The sequence below is a fragment of the Achromobacter pestifer genome (assembly GCF_013267355.1).
Taxonomy (GTDB): domain Bacteria; phylum Pseudomonadota; class Gammaproteobacteria; order Burkholderiales; family Burkholderiaceae_B; genus Achromobacter; species Achromobacter pestifer_A.
Genome location: NZ_CP053985.1, coordinates 4658442 through 4674936 on the forward strand (window position 1 = coordinate 4658442; position 16495 = coordinate 4674936).

Consider the following 16495-nt stretch of genomic DNA (forward strand, 5'->3'; position numbering starts at 1 on the left):
GTCAGAAGCGTGCGGAGTAACTGACGCGCCCAGGAGTGCGCAGAGGCGCCGCGAGGTCGGCGAAATCGCAGAGCAGCCGCCGCGTATCGCGCGGATCGATGATCTCTTCGACCAGGAATGCTTCCGCGGTACGGAAGGGCGACCGCAAGCGAGCCAGCCGCTCCTCGATTTTTTTCGTTTCCGCTTCGGGATCGGCGGCGGCGGATATCTCGCGGCTGTAGGCCGCGGCGACTCCGCCTTCCAGCGGCAGCGATCCCCAGCGGCCGGAAGGCCAGGCGTAGCGCAGCGACAGCCGGCCTGCCGGCTGATGCGCGCCGCCGCCCACGCCGAAGACATTGCGGACCAGGATCGAGCACCACGGGACCGTGCATTGGTTGATGGCGGAAATGGCGCGCACGGCGTGGCGCATCACGCCGCTGGCCTCAGCCTCCAGTCCCACCTGAAACCCTGGGCAGTCCGCCAGATGGATGACGGGCAGGTGGAATGTTTCCGCCAGGTCGATGAACCTGGCGAGCTTCTGGCTCGACGTGGCAGTCCATGCCCCTCCGTACCTGAAGGGATCGCCAGCCATTACCGCCACCGGCCAGCCATTCATCCTGGCCAGGCCCGTGATCAGCGAGCTGCCGAAGTTCTGGCCTAGTTCGAAGAACGTGTCCCTATCGGTGACGGCCTCGATGATCGGGCGCATGCGGTAGGGCTGGCGCGTGTTGCGCGGCACCACGGACAACAGGAATTCGTCGCGCCGGTCCGTGTCGTCCGGAATGGCTCCCCGCGGGGGAAGCTCCCAGACCGAGCTGGGCAGATAGGAAAGGAATCGCCTGGCGGCCTCGAAAGCCGCATCCTCGCTGTCCACCGCCAGGTCTATCGTTCCCGCCTTGGTCTGGACGGCATGGCCTCCCAACTCCTGTTTGGTGCGCCTCTCTCCAAGCCGCTCGACCACGGGCGGCCCGGCGACGAAGACGGCCGCGGTCTCCTTGACCATGATGCTCAAATGACTGGCCACCAGCCGGGCGGCGCCAAGGCCGGCAACCGATCCCTGGCCGATGGCCACGACCGGGACCTGTGCAAGATTGCGTACGCACAGGTCCATGCCGGAGGTCGTGCCGACGCCGCCGGGAAGGTTGGCGCGTCCGCTGGTCTCGAGCGTCCGGACCGATCCGCCCCCGCCGGAACCTTCGACCAGCCGGATCAGCGGCAGGCGATATTCGTAGGCCATGTTTTCGGCCATCTTGAACTTGGCCCAGATGGCGGCGTCGGCGGAGCCTCCACGGATGGTGAAGTCGTCCCCGGTGACGGTTACCGCGCGCCCGTGTATCTTTCCACGGCCAAATACGCAGTTCGCGGCGGTGAGATTCTCCAGGTCGCCGTCGGCGTCATACGACGCCTGTCCGGAGACGCTGCCCAGCTCCAGGAACGAACCTCGATCCAATAGACGATCGATGCGTTCCCTTACCGTCAGCAATCCGCGGTCGTGTTGCCGCTGGACCCGTTCCGTGCCGCCCATTTCGCGCGCATACGCCTGCCGTCTGCGCAGTTCCTGAAGTTCTGGCTCCCAACTCATTGCAAATCCTCGCGGTTACGGGTTTCGGTCATGGCGGGCGCAAGCAGTGCGGACTGGCGCTCGCTCAGGAAATTGGTGGTCACTGCGCCGAGACGGAATTCCGCGCTGCGGGCAATTGCCCGCAGGAGCGGGAGGTTGGTATGGACGCCTTCGACGCGGCACTCGTCCAGGGCCTGGACCAGGCGGTCGCAGCAGCTGGAACGGTCCTGCGCATGCACGATCAACTTGGCAATCAGCGAGTCGTACCAGGGCGTGATCTTGTCCCCCTGACGGACTCCGGCATCCACCCGGATGCCGGGAGCGGGCGCAGGAAACTGCAGCAGGGATATGGCACCGGGCGAGGGCAGATAGTTTTTTGCGGGATTCTCCGCGCAGATTCTGACCTCGATGGCGTGGCCGCTTGCCGCGGGCGCAGAGGCGGCGTCAGGCAGCGTTTCACCACGGGCGACGCGGATCTGCCATTCGACCAGATCCAGCCCCGTCGTCATCTCCGTGACGGTATGCTCGACCTGCAGCCGCGTATTCATTTCCATGAAATAGAAGCGTTCGGCGCCGCGGCCCCGCGAGGTGTCGACGATGAATTCCACCGTGCCCGCGCCCTGGTACCGAATGGCCCGAACCAGTTTCAGGGCCGCGTCGAACAGCGCCGTCCGCAGTGCTTCGCTGATGTCAGGCGCAGGGGCTTCCTCGATGACTTTCTGATGGCGCCGCTGCACCGAGCAATCGCGTTCACCCAGCGCCGTGGCGGTGCCAGACCCATCAGCGAAGACCTGAACTTCGATATGGCGCGACTGCTCCAGGTAGGGCTCGATGAGCAGGTCCTCATTGCCGAAGCTGGCCAGCGCCTCGCGGCGCGCGGCGTCGATGGCCGCATCAAGCTGCGATGCGGCGTCGACCCGGCGCATGCCGCGGCCGCCGCCTCCGGCGACCGCCTTGATCAGCAAGGGGAAGCCCAATGCCAAGGCATGCCGGGCGATTTCCTCGCTGGTGCGGCCCCGGCATTCGATGGTGGGAAGCACCGGAACATCCGCGCGGCTGGCCAGTCGCTTGGCGGCGTCCTTCTGGCCCATCGCCGCGATTGCGTCTGGGGCGGGACCGATGAAGATCAAGCCTGCGGCGATACAGGCGGACGCGAACTCGGCGTTCTCGGACAACAACCCGTACCCAGGGTGAATGGCGTCGCAGTTCGCTTCCCGTGCGATGCCGACGATTTTCCCGATATTCAGATAGCTTTCGCGCGCCGCCGATCCGCCCGCGTGGCAGGCGGCATCGGCCATCGCCACATGCGCGGCATCCCGGTCCGCGTCCGAGTACACGGCGACTGTCTGGATGCCCATTCTTCGACAGGTCCGGATGATGCGGCAGGCGATCTCGCCGCGATTGGCTACCAGCACTTTCGCAATCATGCCGATTCGCCCAGCATGACGACGACCTGGTCTTCCTCTACTGATTGGCCTTCGGCGACGCGGATGTCTGCCACGACGCCGCTACGCGGCGCCGTTACCGGTATCTCCATTTTCATGGACTCGAGAATCACCAGCACGTCTCCTTCAGCCACTCTGGCGCCCGCGGCGACCGCGATTTTCCAGACGGACCCTGCAATTTCCGAACGAACTTCATGCGTGCTCATGTTTGCTCTCTATCTCGTTGCGATGGAATGTGCGGGCAGTCGAATCAGACTGCTCCGTCCTTCTTCAATGCTGCGATCGAATTCGTGTCGTGACGAAGTTCCGCCAGAATCTGGTCGGTGTGTTCGCCCAGCGAGGGCGGAGCTTCGGACGCTCCCGTCAAACTGCCCACCTTGAAGGGCAGTCCGATCTGGCGCATGGTCGTGCCGTCGCGACGGGAGACGGAGACCAGCATGTCGTTTGCCAGTGTCTGTTCGTGTTCGAAAACCTGGTCCAAGGTATGTAGGGGAGACGTCGGCACATGCGCGTCTTCCAGGATTGGTTGCCAGTGGCGCGCAGGACGCGTGCTCAGAAGCTGGCCTATCCGCCCGACTACGTGATCGCGGCGCTGCACGCGCTGCTCGTTGGTGGCGAGCTCCGGGTCGTCGCGTAGATCGGCAAGGTCCAGGGCGCTGCAAAGCCGGCGCCAGGTGGCGTCGTTCAAGGCGGCGACGAACAGGTATTGGTCGGAACACATGAAGGCCTGGTAGGGAACCAGGTGCCAGATTCCGGATCCTTCCCGGTGGGGCAGTACGCCTGCCTCCAGCCATGCCGTGCCGTGATAGCCGAGCATGGCGACAGCCGTTTCGAACAGGGATACGGAAACTCCCCGGCGGGCTCCGCCTGCCAGGCGGCTGTAGAGTGCGGTGACGATGCCGCCGAAGGCGACCAGGCCGGTTGCCATGTCGATGATCGACGAGCCTGCGCGCACCGGCTGGCCGTCCGGCTCGCCCGTGATGGCCATCAGGCCGGCGAACGCCTGCAGCACCGAGTCGTAGCCCGGCCTGTCGCGCAACGGTCCCTTCGCGCCGAACGCGGTCAGGGAACAGATGATGAGGTCGGGATAGTCGGCTTCGAGCTGCGCAATGTCCACGCCCAGCTTCGCCGCGGTCGAGGGCAGGAAGTTGTGCAGCAAGACGTCCGCGGACGCCAGCAGCTCGTGGAAGATCTCCCGGCCGCGGGGATGCGTCAGGTTCAGGGTCAGGCCTCGCTTGCCACGATTGACGCTGGCGAAGTTGCAGCTTTCTCCGTTCGGGAGCAGAGGTGACCAGCGGCGGTTCTCATCGCCCTGCGGCGATTCGACCTTGATGACGTCCGCTCCCATGTCCGCCAGCAGCTGGCCACAGTACGGTCCCGCCAGGACGCGGCTGATATCGATTACGCGCACGCCATGCAGTGGCGGCGCATTCAGTTGGTTTTCCAACACGTTTTCCCCGGAAGTTGTCGGTTTCGATGCTGCGGGGTGGCGCAGCGAAAGAAGGCGCTCAGATAGGGTCCCAGCTGAAGTACTCGGGCGAGCGGTCCAGGGGGGAAAAGTGCGGTCGCATTGCGGGCAGGACGGTGTCGGCGATGGTGGTCGCGGTCCAGCCTTCCGATCGGTGAATGGAGCGGACGGGACGCATGTTGTTGAACAGCATGATTTCGTTCATGCGCGATGCGAGTACCTGTCCGCTGACGTCGGAGGCCATGTCGGACAACAGGAACAGCGCCAGGGGCGCGATTTGCTCGGGCGTCATCTTCCTGGCGCGTTCAAGGCGCACGGCCTGTTCGGGCGTGTCGGCGGGAATGGTATCGGTCATGCGGGTCCACGCGAACGGCGCGATGCAGTTCGAACGTACGCCGAAGGCCTTCATGTCGAGCGCAATGGACTTGGATAGCGCAACCAGGCCTAGTTTGGACGCGGAGTAGTTCGCTTGCCCGAAATTGCCGATCAGGCCCGAGGTAGAGGTCAGATGCACATAGGCGCCGGACTGCTGCTTCTTGAACACTTCCGCCGCCGCGCGGGAAACGTTGAACGGGCCGGTCAGGTTGACGTCGATGACTTGCCGCCACTCGTCGTAGGACATCCGGTGAAAGATGCGGTCGCGAACGATTCCGGCGTTGTTGACCACGCCATCCAGCCGCCCGAAAACGTCGATCGCTTCGGCCACCATGCCTTGTGCGTCTTCGCTGCGCGACACGTCGCCGAAGTTTGCTATCGCCCGTCCTCCGGCTTCCTTGATTCGCGCTACGACTTCGCGGGCGGGAGCGTCGTCCGCGCCCTTGGCATCGTAATCATTCACCACCACCGCTGCGCCGGCCAACGCTGCCTGGATCGCGATGTCGCGGCCGATGCCCCGGCCGGCCCCTGTAACGATGATTGCTTTGTCCCTTAACAGCATTTTTGTCTCCGTGGGTGTCCCAGGTGTTTCCGGTCGGTTGGTTTTCCGCCGGTGAAACTTGCATGTTTCATCGCTTTGATGAAACGTTTTTTTAGAATCCTAGCAAGGCGTTTTTTCGATGTCAATTGAATGTCTTGCAAGAAGTCGAAATGCAGGTTTGCAATTTTCATTGGTAAATTTCGAAAGGGAGCCATGCATTAGCCTAGGAAAGGAGCTTGCTGTGTAGTCCGATGAACGGTGGCTTTTCTCTCGCCTATAGGAAAAATTTATAACGTTTCATTTTATTGGAATGAGAAGATGCTGGTCGCTGTCTGAGCGAGTGCATTGCCGCTCAAGTCGGTTTGTGGCGATAATTGCGATTAATTCCCATTATCGAAATACTCGAACCACGTCCTCGCCATGTCTTCCCCCGAACCGACTACCGCCGTCGCCGTGCAGCGCATCTACGACGCGCATCACGGCTGGCTGTTCGGCTGGCTACGCCGGCGGCTGGGCAATAGCGCCGACGCTGCCGACCTGGCCCAGGACACGTTCGTCGGGCTGCTGAGCAGCTACCGGCGGCGCGCCATGCCGGAGTTGCAGGAGCCGCGCGCCTACCTGACCACCATCGCCAAGCGCTTGATGGTGGACCTGTACCGGCGCCATGCGCTGGAGCAGGCCTATCTCGACGCCCTGGCCGCCATGCCGGCGCGGCATGCGCCCTCGGAAGAGCAGCGCCTGGTGGTGCTGCAGACGCTGCGCGAGGTGGACGCCTTGCTGGCAGCTCTGCCGGAAAAGGCCCGGATCGCGTTTCTGCTGTCGCAGCTCGACGGACTGACGTATGAGCAGATCGGGGCCGAGATGGGGGTGAGCGTGCGCACGGTCAAGCGCTACATGGCCGAGGCCTTCAAGCATTGCATCCTGGCGGCGCCATGACGGCAGCGACGGATTCCATCGACCCGAAGATCGCGGGCGAAGCCGCGGATTGGTTGGTGCGGCTGCATTCGGGGCGCTGCTCCGAAGCGGACAAGCTGGCCTGCGAGCGCTGGCGGCAGAGCAGCCCGGAGCACGACCGCGCCTGGACCCGCGCCCAGACGATTCTGGCCAAGTTCGGCGGCTTGCCGCCGGGGCTGGGGCGGGCCGCCATGAACGTGGACGCTACGCGGCGCGCGGGCCTGCGGGCGCTGACGGGCTTGATCGTGGCGTTGCCGGCGGGCTGGCTGGCATGGCGCACGGCGCCCTGGCAGAGCTGGACGGCGGACTACGTCACGAGCAGTGGCGAGCGCCGGCAGTTCCAGCTGCCGGACGGCAGCGTGCTGGCGCTCAACACAGCCTCGGCGGTGGATCTGGACTATTCGGCTGAACAGCGCCTGATACTGTTGCGCGAGGGCGAAATCCTGCTGCGTTCAGCCCATGCGGCGCCGGCGGACCTCCGGCCGCTGCGGGTGCGCACCGCCGAAGGCAGTGTGCAGGCCCTGGGCACGTACTTCGGCGTCCGGCAGCTGGATGCGCGCAGCCGGGTCGCGGTGATCGAAGGGCAGGTGCGGCTGCAGCCGAGAGCGGCAGCGGCAGGCACCGTCCTGACGGCGGGACAATGCGCCGAGTTTTCGGACCATGAGGTCCCGGCGCCTCGCGCCTATGTCCATCCGCCCCAAGCCTGGCTCGATGGGGTGCTTTACGCGGACGATATGAGGCTGGCCGACTTCCTGCAGGAGCTTGCGCGCTACCGTCCCGGCCTCTTGCGCTGCGATCCGGCGGTGGCCGATCTGCGCATCTCGGGCGGCTTTCAGGTGGATGACACCGATGCGGTGCTGCTGGCGGTGTCGCGCAGCCTGCCGGTGCGGGTGGTTTCGCGCAGCCGCTACTGGGTCAGCGTAGTGCCGGCCTGACCGGGCCGCGCGGATTCTTGGCCCCTTTTTCCGCTTCGTCCGACAAGTCCATATAGCACCTTCGCTAGCACTTCGTCGGGATCAGCATGTTTTCAAGCAAGAACAACGCGGCCAGGCCAGCTTGCCGCACGAGCCGCCGCGCCGTCGCAGGCGCGCTTTGCGCGGTATTGGGGGCAGTGGCGCCGGCCATTCATGCGCAGCCGGCCGCGAATGCGTCTGGCGCGGCCGTCCAGGCGCGGTTCGACATTCCGCCGGGTCCGCTGGGACCGGCGCTGTCGGTATTCGCCGGGATGGCTCGCATCAATCTTTCGTTCGATCCGGCGCTGGCGGAAGGTTGGCGCACGGCCGGGCTGCAAGGCGCCTGGACGGTCGAGGCGGGGCTGACTAAATTGCTGGCGGGCACACCGTTGGCGGCGCGGCGTGATGGCGCCAATGTCTACACGCTGAGGCGGATTCCCAACGAGCCGGCGGCGGTGCTGCCGGCGGTGCGGGTGGAGGGGACAATTGAGTCGGCCTACGGGCCGGTAGCCGGCATCGTGGCGCAACGCAGCGCCAGCGGCACCAAGACCGACACGCCCATCCTGGAGATCCCGCAGACGGTGAACGTGGTCACGCGCGACGAGATAACGATGCGAGGCGCGCGCAGCATCGTAGAGGCGCTGGCCTACACGCCGGGCGCCTATTCACCGGGCGGCAGCGCCGATCTGCGCTACGACAACATCTATCTGCGCGGCGGCCACGCCGCCCGCAACAACCTTGACGGCGCCAGGCTGCCTTTTGGCGCCTACAGCTTCGGCATGCTGCAGATCGAACCCTACGGACTGGAGCGGGTAGAGGTGCTCAAGGGGCCGTCCTCGGTGTTGTACGGCCAGAACACACCCGGCGGGCTCATCAATATGGTGAGCAAGCTGCCCACGCTGACGCCCCAGCGCGAGATCGAGCTGCAGACCGGCAGCTACGGCCGGGCTCAGGCTGCCGCCGATCTGAGCGGTCCGATAGACCAGGACGGGCAGTGGAGCTACCGCCTGGTCGCATTGCAGCGCGATGCGGCCCAGTCCGCCCACTACTCGGAAGAAGACAGGACCTTTGTCGCTCCGGCATTGATGTGGCGGCCGTCGGCGGCCACCTCGTTGACCTTGCTGGGGTTCTATCAGAAGGACCACCAGGTACCCATGTACGGCAACCTGCCGGCCGCGGGCACGCTTTACTCCAATCCCAATGGCCGCATCCCCCGCGACCGCTACACCGGCGAACCCGGCTGGGATACCTATGACCGGGAACAGTACTCGGCGGGCTATCTGTTCTCGCACCAGTTCAACGACACCTGGACCGTGAGGCAGCAATTGCGCTACAGCCACATGCGGGGCGAGGCGCGCACCACCGTGGGATACATGCTCAATCCGGTGGATATGCGCACCTGGTCACGCACGATGTCGCGTGGCAAGGGCACGGGGGCGACGTTGAACGTGGATACTCAGGCGGTCGCGCGTTTCAGTACCGGCCAGGTCGGCCACGAGTTCCTGGCGGGCTTCGACTATCTGGACATGCGCGATACCTACCAGTTCGCCAACGTCATCGCCGGCGTGCCGCCGCTGGATCTTTACGATCCGGTCTACGGGCGGCCCAGGCCGGGCATCTCGGACCTGATCCCCCGCATCGATTCCCGCCAGCGCACCGAACAGTCCGGCGTTTATGCGCAGGATCAGATCTCGTACGGCAATTGGCTGCTGACGCTGGGCGGCCGCTACGACATGGCGCGCAGCACGACCCGTAATCAGTTGACGTCCGGCAAGGTCTCGCAGGACGACTCGGCCTTCACCGGGAGGGCGGGCCTGACCTACATGCTGGATAGCGGCCTGGCGCCTTACGTGGCGTACTCGACGTCTTTCGCGCCCACCGGCGGCACCGACTACGAGAGCAATCCGTTCCAACCGGCCAAGGGCCGGCAGATCGAGGCGGGATTGAAGTACCAGCCGCCGGGCAGCGACAGCATGGTGACGCTGTCTGCTTATCAATTGACGCAAACCAACGTGCTGACCAGCGATACCACGCCGGGCCGTCCGCCGGGCTTCCAGGTCCAGGCGGGCGAGGTCCGCTCGCGCGGGATCGAACTGGAGGGCAAGGCCAGCCTCGCGCGCGGCTGGGACGTGATCGCTTCGTACTCCTATGTCGATGCCGTCGTGACCAAGAGTTCCAACGTCGACATCGTCGATGGCGCGCCGCAGTCGAGGCAGGGCAAGAAACAGTACTACGCGCCGGCGCACCAGGCCGCGGCATGGCTGGCCTACAAAGTGCAGGAGGGGCCGCTGCAGGGCCTGGGCCTGGGGGCAGGGGTGCGCTACATCGGCGCGGACTGGGGCGACGCGGCCAACACCTTGCGCATTCCGGCGGTGACGCTGGTCGATGCCGCCCTGTCCTACGACCTGGGCCAGATGCAGCCCGCGATGCGAGGCATGACGCTATCGCTGAATGCCAGCAACCTGTTCGACCGCACGTATGTGGGCACTTGCGTGACCACCACGTCGTGCACGTACGGCGCCGGGCGGCTGGTGCTGGCCACGCTGCGGTACGCATGGTGAGGCCCCGCAGCAACTGGCGCGGCGTGGCGGCGCGGGCGGGCGCCGCCACGCTGGGCGCCTATGCGCTGGCGTGGGCCGCGGTGGCGGCGGCGGCGCGCCTGCCGCTGGCGCCGGCCGACGCGATCCTCTATCCGGCCCTGGCGGCCATCCCCGCGCATGTGGGCCTCGCGATATGGGCCTTCGCGGCGCGCAGCGCGGGCCGGGTGTGGCTGGCCATCGCCGCAGGCTGCATGGGCTGCTGGGCCATGACGTGGGCAGCGGCGGCATGAACGCATATCCGGAAGGAAGCCTGCGCCAGCGCATGGCCTGGCTGCATACCTGGGTCGGCCTGCTGTTCGGCTGGCTGGCGTTCTCGGTGTTCCTGACTGGCGCGCTCAGTGTCTATGCGCCTGAAATCAGCCTCTGGATGAAGCCGGAGAATTCCGCGGCCGGCCGGGCGGACCAGTCCTCGACCCTGGACCGCGCGCAAGACTGGCTGGCGCGCAATGCCGCGGCGGCGGCTTCCTGGCGCATCGAGCTGCCGGACGCGCGCCGTCCCCTGCTGACGCTGTCATGGGAGGATGACCAGGGTGGCGGCGCGGTGCTGCTTGATCCGGCCAGCGGGCGCGAGATCGTGCCGCGTGACACCGAGGGCGGCGACTTCCTGGTCGAGTTCCACTACAGCCTGCATGCGGGCCAGGCCGGCATCTGGGTGGTCGGCGCCTGTACCCTGGCGCTGCTGGCGGCGCTGGTTTCCGGCGTCATCGTGCACCGGCGCTTCTTCGCGGATTTCTTCCTCTTCAGGCCGCGCGCCTCGTCCGGCCGCGCGTGGCTCGACGCGCACGACGTCCTGTCGGTGTTGCCGCTGCCGTTCCATTGCATGATCCTGCTCACCGCCCTGAGCACGCTGCTGCTGGGTTATCTGCCCGCGGGCGTGCAAAGCCGTTACGGCGGCGACGTGGCCGCGATGGTGGCGGACGTGTTTCCGCAGCCTCCCGTTTCCTCGCAGCGAGGCGGTGCGGCCGTAATGCCGCCGTTGGCCGGCCTGGCGCAGCGCGCCGAGGCGGAATTGGGCGCGGGCAAGATCGCAGCGATCACGGTCAGGCAGCCAGGCACGCAAGGCGCGCTTGCGGATGTCTGGCGCCGGTACGACGACCGCCTGCTGGCCTTTCCCGACCGCGTCAGCCTGGATGCGGCGACGGGCCGGATCGTGGATGTGCAAACTGTCTATCCCGGATCGTTGCAACTGATACGGACGCTGGGTGGGCTGCACTATGGCTACTATGCTGCGCCGCTGTTGCGCGCGCTGTACTTCCTGCTGGCCCTGTCAGGCGCCGCCATGATTGCGACGGGACTGGTTCTGTACACGGCGCGGCCGGCGGCGGCCAGCTCCCGTTTCGGCCGCGCGGCGCACCGGCTGAATGTGGCGATGGTATGCGGCCCGATATGCGCCTGCGCCGCGTACCTGCTGGCCAACCGCCTGGCCTGGCCCCATGCGGCGGGGTTGCATGACCGCGAGGTGACGGTTTTCTTTCTGGCGTGGATGGTTTGCGGCGTGCACGCCTTGGTGCGCGGCGAACGCCGGTTATGGACGGAGCAATGGCGGATGGCGGCGCTGCTATGGTTGGCCGTGGCGCCCGTGGATCTGCTGGCAATGGCGTTCGACGCGAGCCTGCGGCCGGCCTGGGCGAGGCCGCTGCATCTTGCAGTCTGGGCGGCAAGCGTCGCGGCCGCCTGCGTCTTCGGCTACATGGCGCATCGCTCCAGGAAGCGTCGGGAGTAAGATCGGCCGCATGCGTTGCAAGCGGACTTGAATCTTTTGCACGATATGGCGTGAAGTCGACGATGCAATCCGGGGACGTCCATGTTTATCCGTCAGCTCTCCTATCTTCTGGCCCTGGACAAACACCGCCATTTCGGACGCGCGGCGGAAAGCTGCCATGTCTCGCAACCGGCCTTGTCCAATGGCATACGCGAACTGGAGCGCGAACTCGGGATCACCATCGTCAAGCGCAACCGGACCTTCGAAGGCATCACGCCTGAAGGCGAGCGCGTGATCCAGTGGGTGCGACAGGTCATGGCCTCACTGGAGGGATTGCGGCAGGAGGCCGACCTCGTGCGCGGCGTGCCGCAAGGCCACCTCGCGATAGGCGCGATTCCCACCGCCAATCACGCCGCGACGCTGCTCAGCGCGGAGTACCGCGAGATACTTCCCCAGCTGACCTTGGAAGTCACGTCCCTCAGTACCCCGGAAATCCTGCGCCGGCTGAAGGCTCAGGAAATTCAGTTGGGAATACTCTATGAACGGTCCGTGCTCAATAGCGCAGACTATGACGCGATGCCGCTGTATTCCGAGCGCTATGTGCTGGTGGCGAACGAGCAGGCGTCCCTGCCGCGCCAGCTGGATTGGTCAGAAGTGGGCGAGCTTCCGCTCTGCCTGCTCAGCCCGGACATGCAGAACCGCCAAACCTTGAACAAATGCTTCGAGGCGGTGGAAGCGAAGCCGCGCGTCGTGCTGCAAAGCAACGATATCCGCGTGCTGTTGGCCGAATGCCAGAGCGGGCGGGCATTCTCCATCCTGCCCCTGAGCGCCTTGCCCGCCCTATATGAAGGGGCTGGGCTGTTGGCGCATCCCATCACCCCGGAACACGCCGAGGATATCTGCCTGGTCAGGTTGCGGCGCGACAACCAACCTGCGCTGTCGAACGCGGCCTGGCAGATCGCCGGCCAGATGGACCTGGAAGGGGTCCTCAATCATTCCCTGCCTGCCAAGCCTTGATAACTACTGCTTATCAAAAGGTTCACAGGAAAAACTAGATCATTCCTTCCGGTTGCAGCATTCTGGCGTCGGGGCATTCCAAGGGTGAGAGCCCTTTGGACAGCTCTGGCGTATGAATGGCACCGCGGCAAGCATGCCGCCAGGAGACGCATCATGCAGCAGACCCCGGAACAGCAGGAGTTCGACTTCTACATCAATCTCAGCAAGCCCACCCTCGGGCTGTATGTCCGTAAAGGAGCGGGCTTGCCCGATCTGGCGCATCCGCGGCAATGGCAACTCTCCGGCCAGGTATGGCAGAGCGAGCTGCCTCCTGGGATCTTCCAGGCGCTGACGGCCAATGGACATGCCTTCCAGGAATTGGGCGCTTGAAGGAGCCACCGCCATGACCAGGACACTCGTGAACCCCGACAGCGTGCTCGACACCGCGCAATACGGCTACAGCCAGGCGTGCATCGCCGCCGGAAGCCGCCGCGTGGTGGTCTCCGGCCAAGCCGCCACGGACGTGCACGGCCGCGTGGTCGACATCGGCCTGCAAGGCCAGACCGCGGCGGCGCTTGCCAACGTGGAGCGCGTGCTGGTCGCCGCCGGCGGCAGGATGGAGCAGCTCGTCATGCTGCGGATATACGCCTGCGAAACCGTCAGGGAAGACCTCGGACAGGTCTCCGAGGAATTACGCCGGCGCTTTCCGGCCAATCCGCCGCCGTCGTCGTGGATCGTCGTCAGCAGCCTGGCGATGCCGGAATGGCTGATCCTGATCGAAGCGGAAGCAGTGCTCGAGTAAAGAGGTGACACCATGAGAAAACGACGCGAAGTGCCCGGCATCCGGCCCTACGATGGCCCGGCGGGCGGCTGGGGCGCGTTGAAGGCCACGGCCCAGGCCGTACGGCGACAGATGGAGGTGGTGGAGGCTCCCGTGGTCCTGCTGCGCACCAACCAGCCTACGGGCTTCGATTGCCCCGGCTGTGCATGGCCGGACAAGGAACACCGCTCCACGTTCCAGTTCTGTGAGAACGGCGCCAAGGCTGTGACCTGGGAGGCGACCAGCAAGCGTGTGAGGCCGGAGTTTTTCGCCCAGCGCACCGTGTCTTCATTGCTGGAACTGTCGGACTACGAACTGGAGGACTTCGGCCGCCTGACGCATCCGATGGCCTACGACGCGGCCACCGATAAGTTCGTTCTCGTGTCATGGGACGCCGCGTTCGAACGCATCGGCGAGGTGCTGCGCAGCCTGGATACGCCTGACCAGGCCGAGTTCTATACCTCGGGGCGGGCCTCCAACGAGGCGGCCTATCTCTTCCAGCTGTTTGCACGCGAGTTTGGCACCAACAACTTCCCGGATTGCTCGAACATGTGCCACGAGGCAACCAGCGTGGGCCTGCCGCAATCCATAGGCATAGGCAAAGGCACCGTATCGCTGGAAGATTTCGACCATGCCGAACTGATCCTATCCATTGGCCACAATCCCGGCACCAACCACCCGCGCATGATGGGCACGCTGCACGAGCTGGCGCGCCGCAAGGTTCCCATCATCGTCTTCAACCCCTTGCGCGAACGCGCCCTGGAGCGCTTCGCCGATCCGCAGAGCATCGTGGAAATGGCGACATTCAGCTCGACCAACATCGCCTCCACCTACTACCAGGTCCGGGCCGGCGGCGACGCAGCCGCGCTCAAAGGCATCATGAAGGCGCTGCTGGCGCTCGAAGTCCTGCGCGGCCAGGTCCTGGATCGCGAATTCATCGCGGAACACACGCTGGGCTTTGACGCGCTGGCCGCGGATCTGGAGGCGACCTCCTGGACCGACATCGAAACCGAAAGCGGCCTGCAGCGCGCGGATCTTGAGCACGTAGCCGAGGCCTACGCCAAGTCCAATGCCACGATCGTCACCTACGGCATGGGGATCACTCAGCACAATACGGGCACGGCCAACGTCAAGCTGATCGCCGACCTGCTGCTCATGCGCGGCAACTTCGGCAAGCCCGGCGCCGGCATCTGCCCGCTGCGCGGCCATTCCAACGTGCAGGGCAACCGCACGGTCGGCATCACGGAAAAGCCCAGCCCGGAGTTCCTGGACAAGCTGCAAGCGGTGTTCGGCTTCACGCCGCCCCAGGGACATGGCCATGACGCGGTGCAAGCCATGGAAGCGATGGTCGACGGCAAGGCCCGGGCGCTCATCTGCCTGGGCGGCAACTTCGCCGTGGCCTTGCCCGACCCCGAACTCTGCTTTGCGGCGATGAAGGAGCTGACGCTGAGCGTGCACCTGGGCACCAAGCTCAACCGCTCGCATCTGCTGGTGAGCCGGGAAACCTTCCTGTTGCCGGTGCTGGGACGCACTGAACTCGACGTCCAGGCCGACGGCCCGCAATCGGTGACCGTGGAAGACTCGATGTCCATGGTCCATGCCTCGGCCGGCAAGCTCAAGCCGGCATCCGCGGAGCTGCGCTCCGAGCCGGCCATCGTCGCCGCCATGGCCCGGGCGACCTTGCCCCATAGCAAGGTGGATTGGCTGGGGCTGGTGCAAAACTACGATCGCGTCCGGGACCTGATCGAACGCACCGTCCCTGGCTTCGAAGGCTACAACGCGCGCATTCGCGTGCCTGGCGGCTTTCGTATGCCCTTGCCGCCGACCGAGCGCAAATGGAACACGCCCACGGGCAAGGCCATGTTCTCGGTGTTCCCCGGCGTGCGCGAGCGCTATGAGCCCTGGCCGGACGAGGTGTTGCGGCTGGTGACCATACGCAGCCACGACCAGTACAACACGACCATCTATGGATTGGACGACCGCTATCGGGGCGTCTTCGGCCGCCGCGACGTGCTCTTCATGAATCCGGAAGACCTGGCCGCGCAGGGCTTGGAGCATGGCGATCTGGTGGACATAGAAACCGTGTTGCCGAATCGGACGCTGCGGCTGGCAGGCATCACGGCGATTGAATACAGCATCGCGCGGGGCTCGGTCGCCGCCTACTATCCCGAGGCCAATGTCCTGGTTCCACTGGACTACATCGACAAGGAAAGCGGCACGCCTTCCTACAAGTCGATACCGGTGCGCATCCGCAAGGCCAGGCAGGCAGACGCCCATGCGTAAGCCGTCATGTTCGTCCGCCCCGCCTCCCGCGCTCCTTGGCTACTGCCGTTCTGTCTGGTCGGCAGCATAGGCTGGGTGACGCCGTTCATGGTGGGCATGCTGTTCTATACCTTTTTCGGGCTGGACTCCCTGGGCGAACAGATCGAGGAGCCCTTCGACCGCCTGCCCAACAACCTGCCCCGGGATGCCCTGTGGCGCAGTATCGAGATCAACGTGGGAGAGCTGCTGGGCGACACGGACCTGCCGCCGCCGGTGGCGCCTGAGGACGGCGTGTTGTTCTAGCAGGCGTCTTTTCCGAGAAAGGCCCGGCTCGTCGGGGAGTGGCGAGATTACTCCTGAAACTCTCGCACAACTGGACCCTTGATGCTGCCGTAAGCGGCACGCACGACCCGAATAGAGCCGGTTCAACTGGGTCTGCTCTTTGAACCGGTCTCGCTGACCGGGCATGTGCAGAAAGCCTCGAGGCCAGCTGACAGTCCTGTTGCCTAAGGTCTTTCGTAGCTGCTACGCCGCGATCCACGGTGCCTGCGCGCGACTAGCGATGATTGCAGCTGCAAGGCTGGCGTGGTTTCCCGTATCCCTATGGTTTCCCGCAGGCAACCGCGCCGCCTGACGGTGTATAAGAAGCTCCAACAGTCATGCATTCGTTCAGCACCGACAGCACTTTCTACAGCCCTCTCTTTGCCGAGAATTCCAAAAATGCCGGAAAGCACCGAGCGCACGAGACGCACAACAAAAAAGCCGCGCATGCTGCGTTCAAACCCTACCAACTGGGATGCTTGGCGAGACGCTAGAAACCAAGTCCTCGCCGCACTCGA

General features: G+C 65.1%; 15 protein-coding genes. 10 read left to right on the top strand and 5 right to left on the bottom strand.

The window, feature by feature from the left end:
* Nucleotide 1: 1 nt before the first annotated feature.
* From FOC84_RS22150 to FOC84_RS22170, 5 genes are read right to left on the bottom strand one after another with little or no spacing between them, the layout of a single operon-like run.
* Nucleotides 2-1561 (bottom strand): acyl-CoA carboxylase subunit beta, encoded by a 1560-nt coding sequence (locus tag FOC84_RS22150; protein ID WP_173146326.1) that lies wholly within the window; start codon nt 1559-1561, stop codon nt 2-4.
* Entirely contained in the window at nt 1558-2967 is a 1410-nt protein-coding gene (locus FOC84_RS22155) for an acetyl-CoA carboxylase biotin carboxylase subunit (RefSeq protein ID WP_217278775.1), read from the bottom strand. The genes FOC84_RS22150 and FOC84_RS22155 overlap by 4 nt, the downstream gene beginning before the upstream one ends.
* Nucleotides 2964-3191 carry a biotin/lipoyl-binding carrier protein gene (locus FOC84_RS22160; protein WP_173146328.1) on the bottom strand — a complete coding sequence of 76 codons (228 nt, stop codon included), beginning with the start codon at nt 3189-3191 and terminating at the stop codon, nt 2964-2966. The genes FOC84_RS22155 and FOC84_RS22160 overlap by 4 nt, the downstream gene beginning before the upstream one ends.
* 44 nt (nt 3192-3235) lie before the next feature.
* Complete coding sequence (locus tag FOC84_RS22165; RefSeq protein ID WP_173146329.1) at nt 3236-4435, bottom strand: CaiB/BaiF CoA transferase family protein; 1200 nt, start codon at nt 4433-4435, stop codon at nt 3236-3238.
* A 58-nt stretch (nt 4436-4493) separates the two neighbouring features.
* On the bottom strand, nt 4494-5390 hold the full coding sequence (locus FOC84_RS22170) for an SDR family oxidoreductase (protein ID WP_173146330.1): 897 nt from the start codon (nt 5388-5390) through the stop codon (nt 4494-4496).
* A 399-nt stretch (nt 5391-5789) separates the two neighbouring features.
* On the opposite strand from FOC84_RS22170, the gene FOC84_RS22175 reads away from it, so the two are divergent.
* The 10 genes from FOC84_RS22175 (at nt 5790) to FOC84_RS22220 (ending at nt 15959) form a co-directional block, all read left to right on the top strand.
* Nucleotides 5790-6305, top strand: coding sequence for a sigma-70 family RNA polymerase sigma factor (locus FOC84_RS22175; protein ID WP_173146331.1), 516 nt, complete (start codon nt 5790-5792; stop codon nt 6303-6305).
* Complete coding sequence (locus FOC84_RS22180) at nt 6302-7258, top strand: FecR domain-containing protein (RefSeq protein ID WP_173146332.1); 957 nt, start codon at nt 6302-6304, stop codon at nt 7256-7258. The genes FOC84_RS22175 and FOC84_RS22180 overlap by 4 nt, the downstream gene beginning before the upstream one ends.
* An 86-nt stretch (nt 7259-7344) precedes the next feature.
* The gene (locus FOC84_RS22185) at nt 7345-9837 is read left to right on the top strand and encodes a TonB-dependent siderophore receptor (protein WP_173146333.1); all 2493 of its coding nucleotides are present in this window, start codon (nt 7345-7347) and stop codon (nt 9835-9837) included.
* Nucleotides 9831-10106 carry an iron transporter gene (locus FOC84_RS22190; protein WP_173146334.1) on the top strand — a complete coding sequence of 92 codons (276 nt, stop codon included), beginning with the start codon at nt 9831-9833 and terminating at the stop codon, nt 10104-10106. Before FOC84_RS22185 ends, FOC84_RS22190 begins: the two co-directional genes overlap by 7 nt.
* Nucleotides 10103-11599 (top strand): PepSY-associated TM helix domain-containing protein, encoded by a 1497-nt coding sequence (locus FOC84_RS22195; RefSeq protein WP_173146335.1) that lies wholly within the window; start codon nt 10103-10105, stop codon nt 11597-11599. The genes FOC84_RS22190 and FOC84_RS22195 overlap by 4 nt, the downstream gene beginning before the upstream one ends.
* An 81-nt stretch (nt 11600-11680) precedes the next feature.
* A complete protein-coding gene (locus FOC84_RS22200) occupies nt 11681-12595 on the top strand; it encodes a LysR family transcriptional regulator (protein WP_173146336.1) in 915 nt (304 codons plus the stop codon).
* 153 nt (nt 12596-12748) lie between these two features.
* A complete protein-coding gene (locus tag FOC84_RS22205) occupies nt 12749-12964 on the top strand; it encodes a hypothetical protein (protein ID WP_173146337.1) in 216 nt (71 codons plus the stop codon).
* A gap of 13 nt (nt 12965-12977) precedes the next feature.
* The gene (locus tag FOC84_RS22210) at nt 12978-13376 is read left to right on the top strand and encodes a RidA family protein (RefSeq protein ID WP_173146338.1); all 399 of its coding nucleotides are present in this window, start codon (nt 12978-12980) and stop codon (nt 13374-13376) included.
* Between the two features lie 12 nt (nt 13377-13388).
* The gene (locus tag FOC84_RS22215; protein WP_173146339.1) at nt 13389-15677 is read left to right on the top strand and encodes an FdhF/YdeP family oxidoreductase; all 2289 of its coding nucleotides are present in this window, start codon (nt 13389-13391) and stop codon (nt 15675-15677) included.
* Nucleotides 15678-15683: 6 nt separating this feature from the next.
* Nucleotides 15684-15959, top strand: coding sequence for a bestrophin family ion channel (locus tag FOC84_RS22220; protein WP_173146340.1), 276 nt, complete (start codon nt 15684-15686; stop codon nt 15957-15959).
* Nucleotides 15960-16495: the final 536 nt, after the last annotated feature.

Bases quoted from the DNA above. Each gene is read 5' to 3' on its own strand.
- FOC84_RS22150 (WP_173146326.1), bottom strand. From the start codon at position 1,561: ATGAGTTGGGAGCCAGAACTTCAGGAACTGCGCAGACGGCAGGCGTAT.
- FOC84_RS22155 (WP_217278775.1), bottom strand. From the start codon at position 2,967: ATGATTGCGAAAGTGCTGGTAGCCAATCGCGGCGAGATCGCCTGCCGC.
- FOC84_RS22160 (WP_173146328.1), bottom strand. From the start codon at position 3,191: ATGAGCACGCATGAAGTTCGTTCGGAAATTGCAGGGTCCGTCTGGAAA.
- FOC84_RS22170 (WP_173146330.1), bottom strand. From the start codon at position 5,390: ATGCTGTTAAGGGACAAAGCAATCATCGTTACAGGGGCCGGCCGGGGC.
- FOC84_RS22175 (WP_173146331.1), top strand. From the start codon at position 5,790: ATGTCTTCCCCCGAACCGACTACCGCCGTCGCCGTGCAGCGCATCTAC.
- FOC84_RS22180 (WP_173146332.1), top strand. From the start codon at position 6,302: ATGACGGCAGCGACGGATTCCATCGACCCGAAGATCGCGGGCGAAGCC.
- FOC84_RS22185 (WP_173146333.1), top strand. From the start codon at position 7,345: ATGTTTTCAAGCAAGAACAACGCGGCCAGGCCAGCTTGCCGCACGAGC.
- FOC84_RS22190 (WP_173146334.1), top strand. From the start codon at position 9,831: ATGGTGAGGCCCCGCAGCAACTGGCGCGGCGTGGCGGCGCGGGCGGGC.
- FOC84_RS22195 (WP_173146335.1), top strand. From the start codon at position 10,103: ATGAACGCATATCCGGAAGGAAGCCTGCGCCAGCGCATGGCCTGGCTG.
- FOC84_RS22200 (WP_173146336.1), top strand. From the start codon at position 11,681: ATGTTTATCCGTCAGCTCTCCTATCTTCTGGCCCTGGACAAACACCGC.
- FOC84_RS22205 (WP_173146337.1), top strand. From the start codon at position 12,749: ATGCAGCAGACCCCGGAACAGCAGGAGTTCGACTTCTACATCAATCTC.
- FOC84_RS22210 (WP_173146338.1), top strand. From the start codon at position 12,978: ATGACCAGGACACTCGTGAACCCCGACAGCGTGCTCGACACCGCGCAA.
- FOC84_RS22215 (WP_173146339.1), top strand. From the start codon at position 13,389: ATGAGAAAACGACGCGAAGTGCCCGGCATCCGGCCCTACGATGGCCCG.
- FOC84_RS22220 (WP_173146340.1), top strand. From the start codon at position 15,684: ATGTTCGTCCGCCCCGCCTCCCGCGCTCCTTGGCTACTGCCGTTCTGT.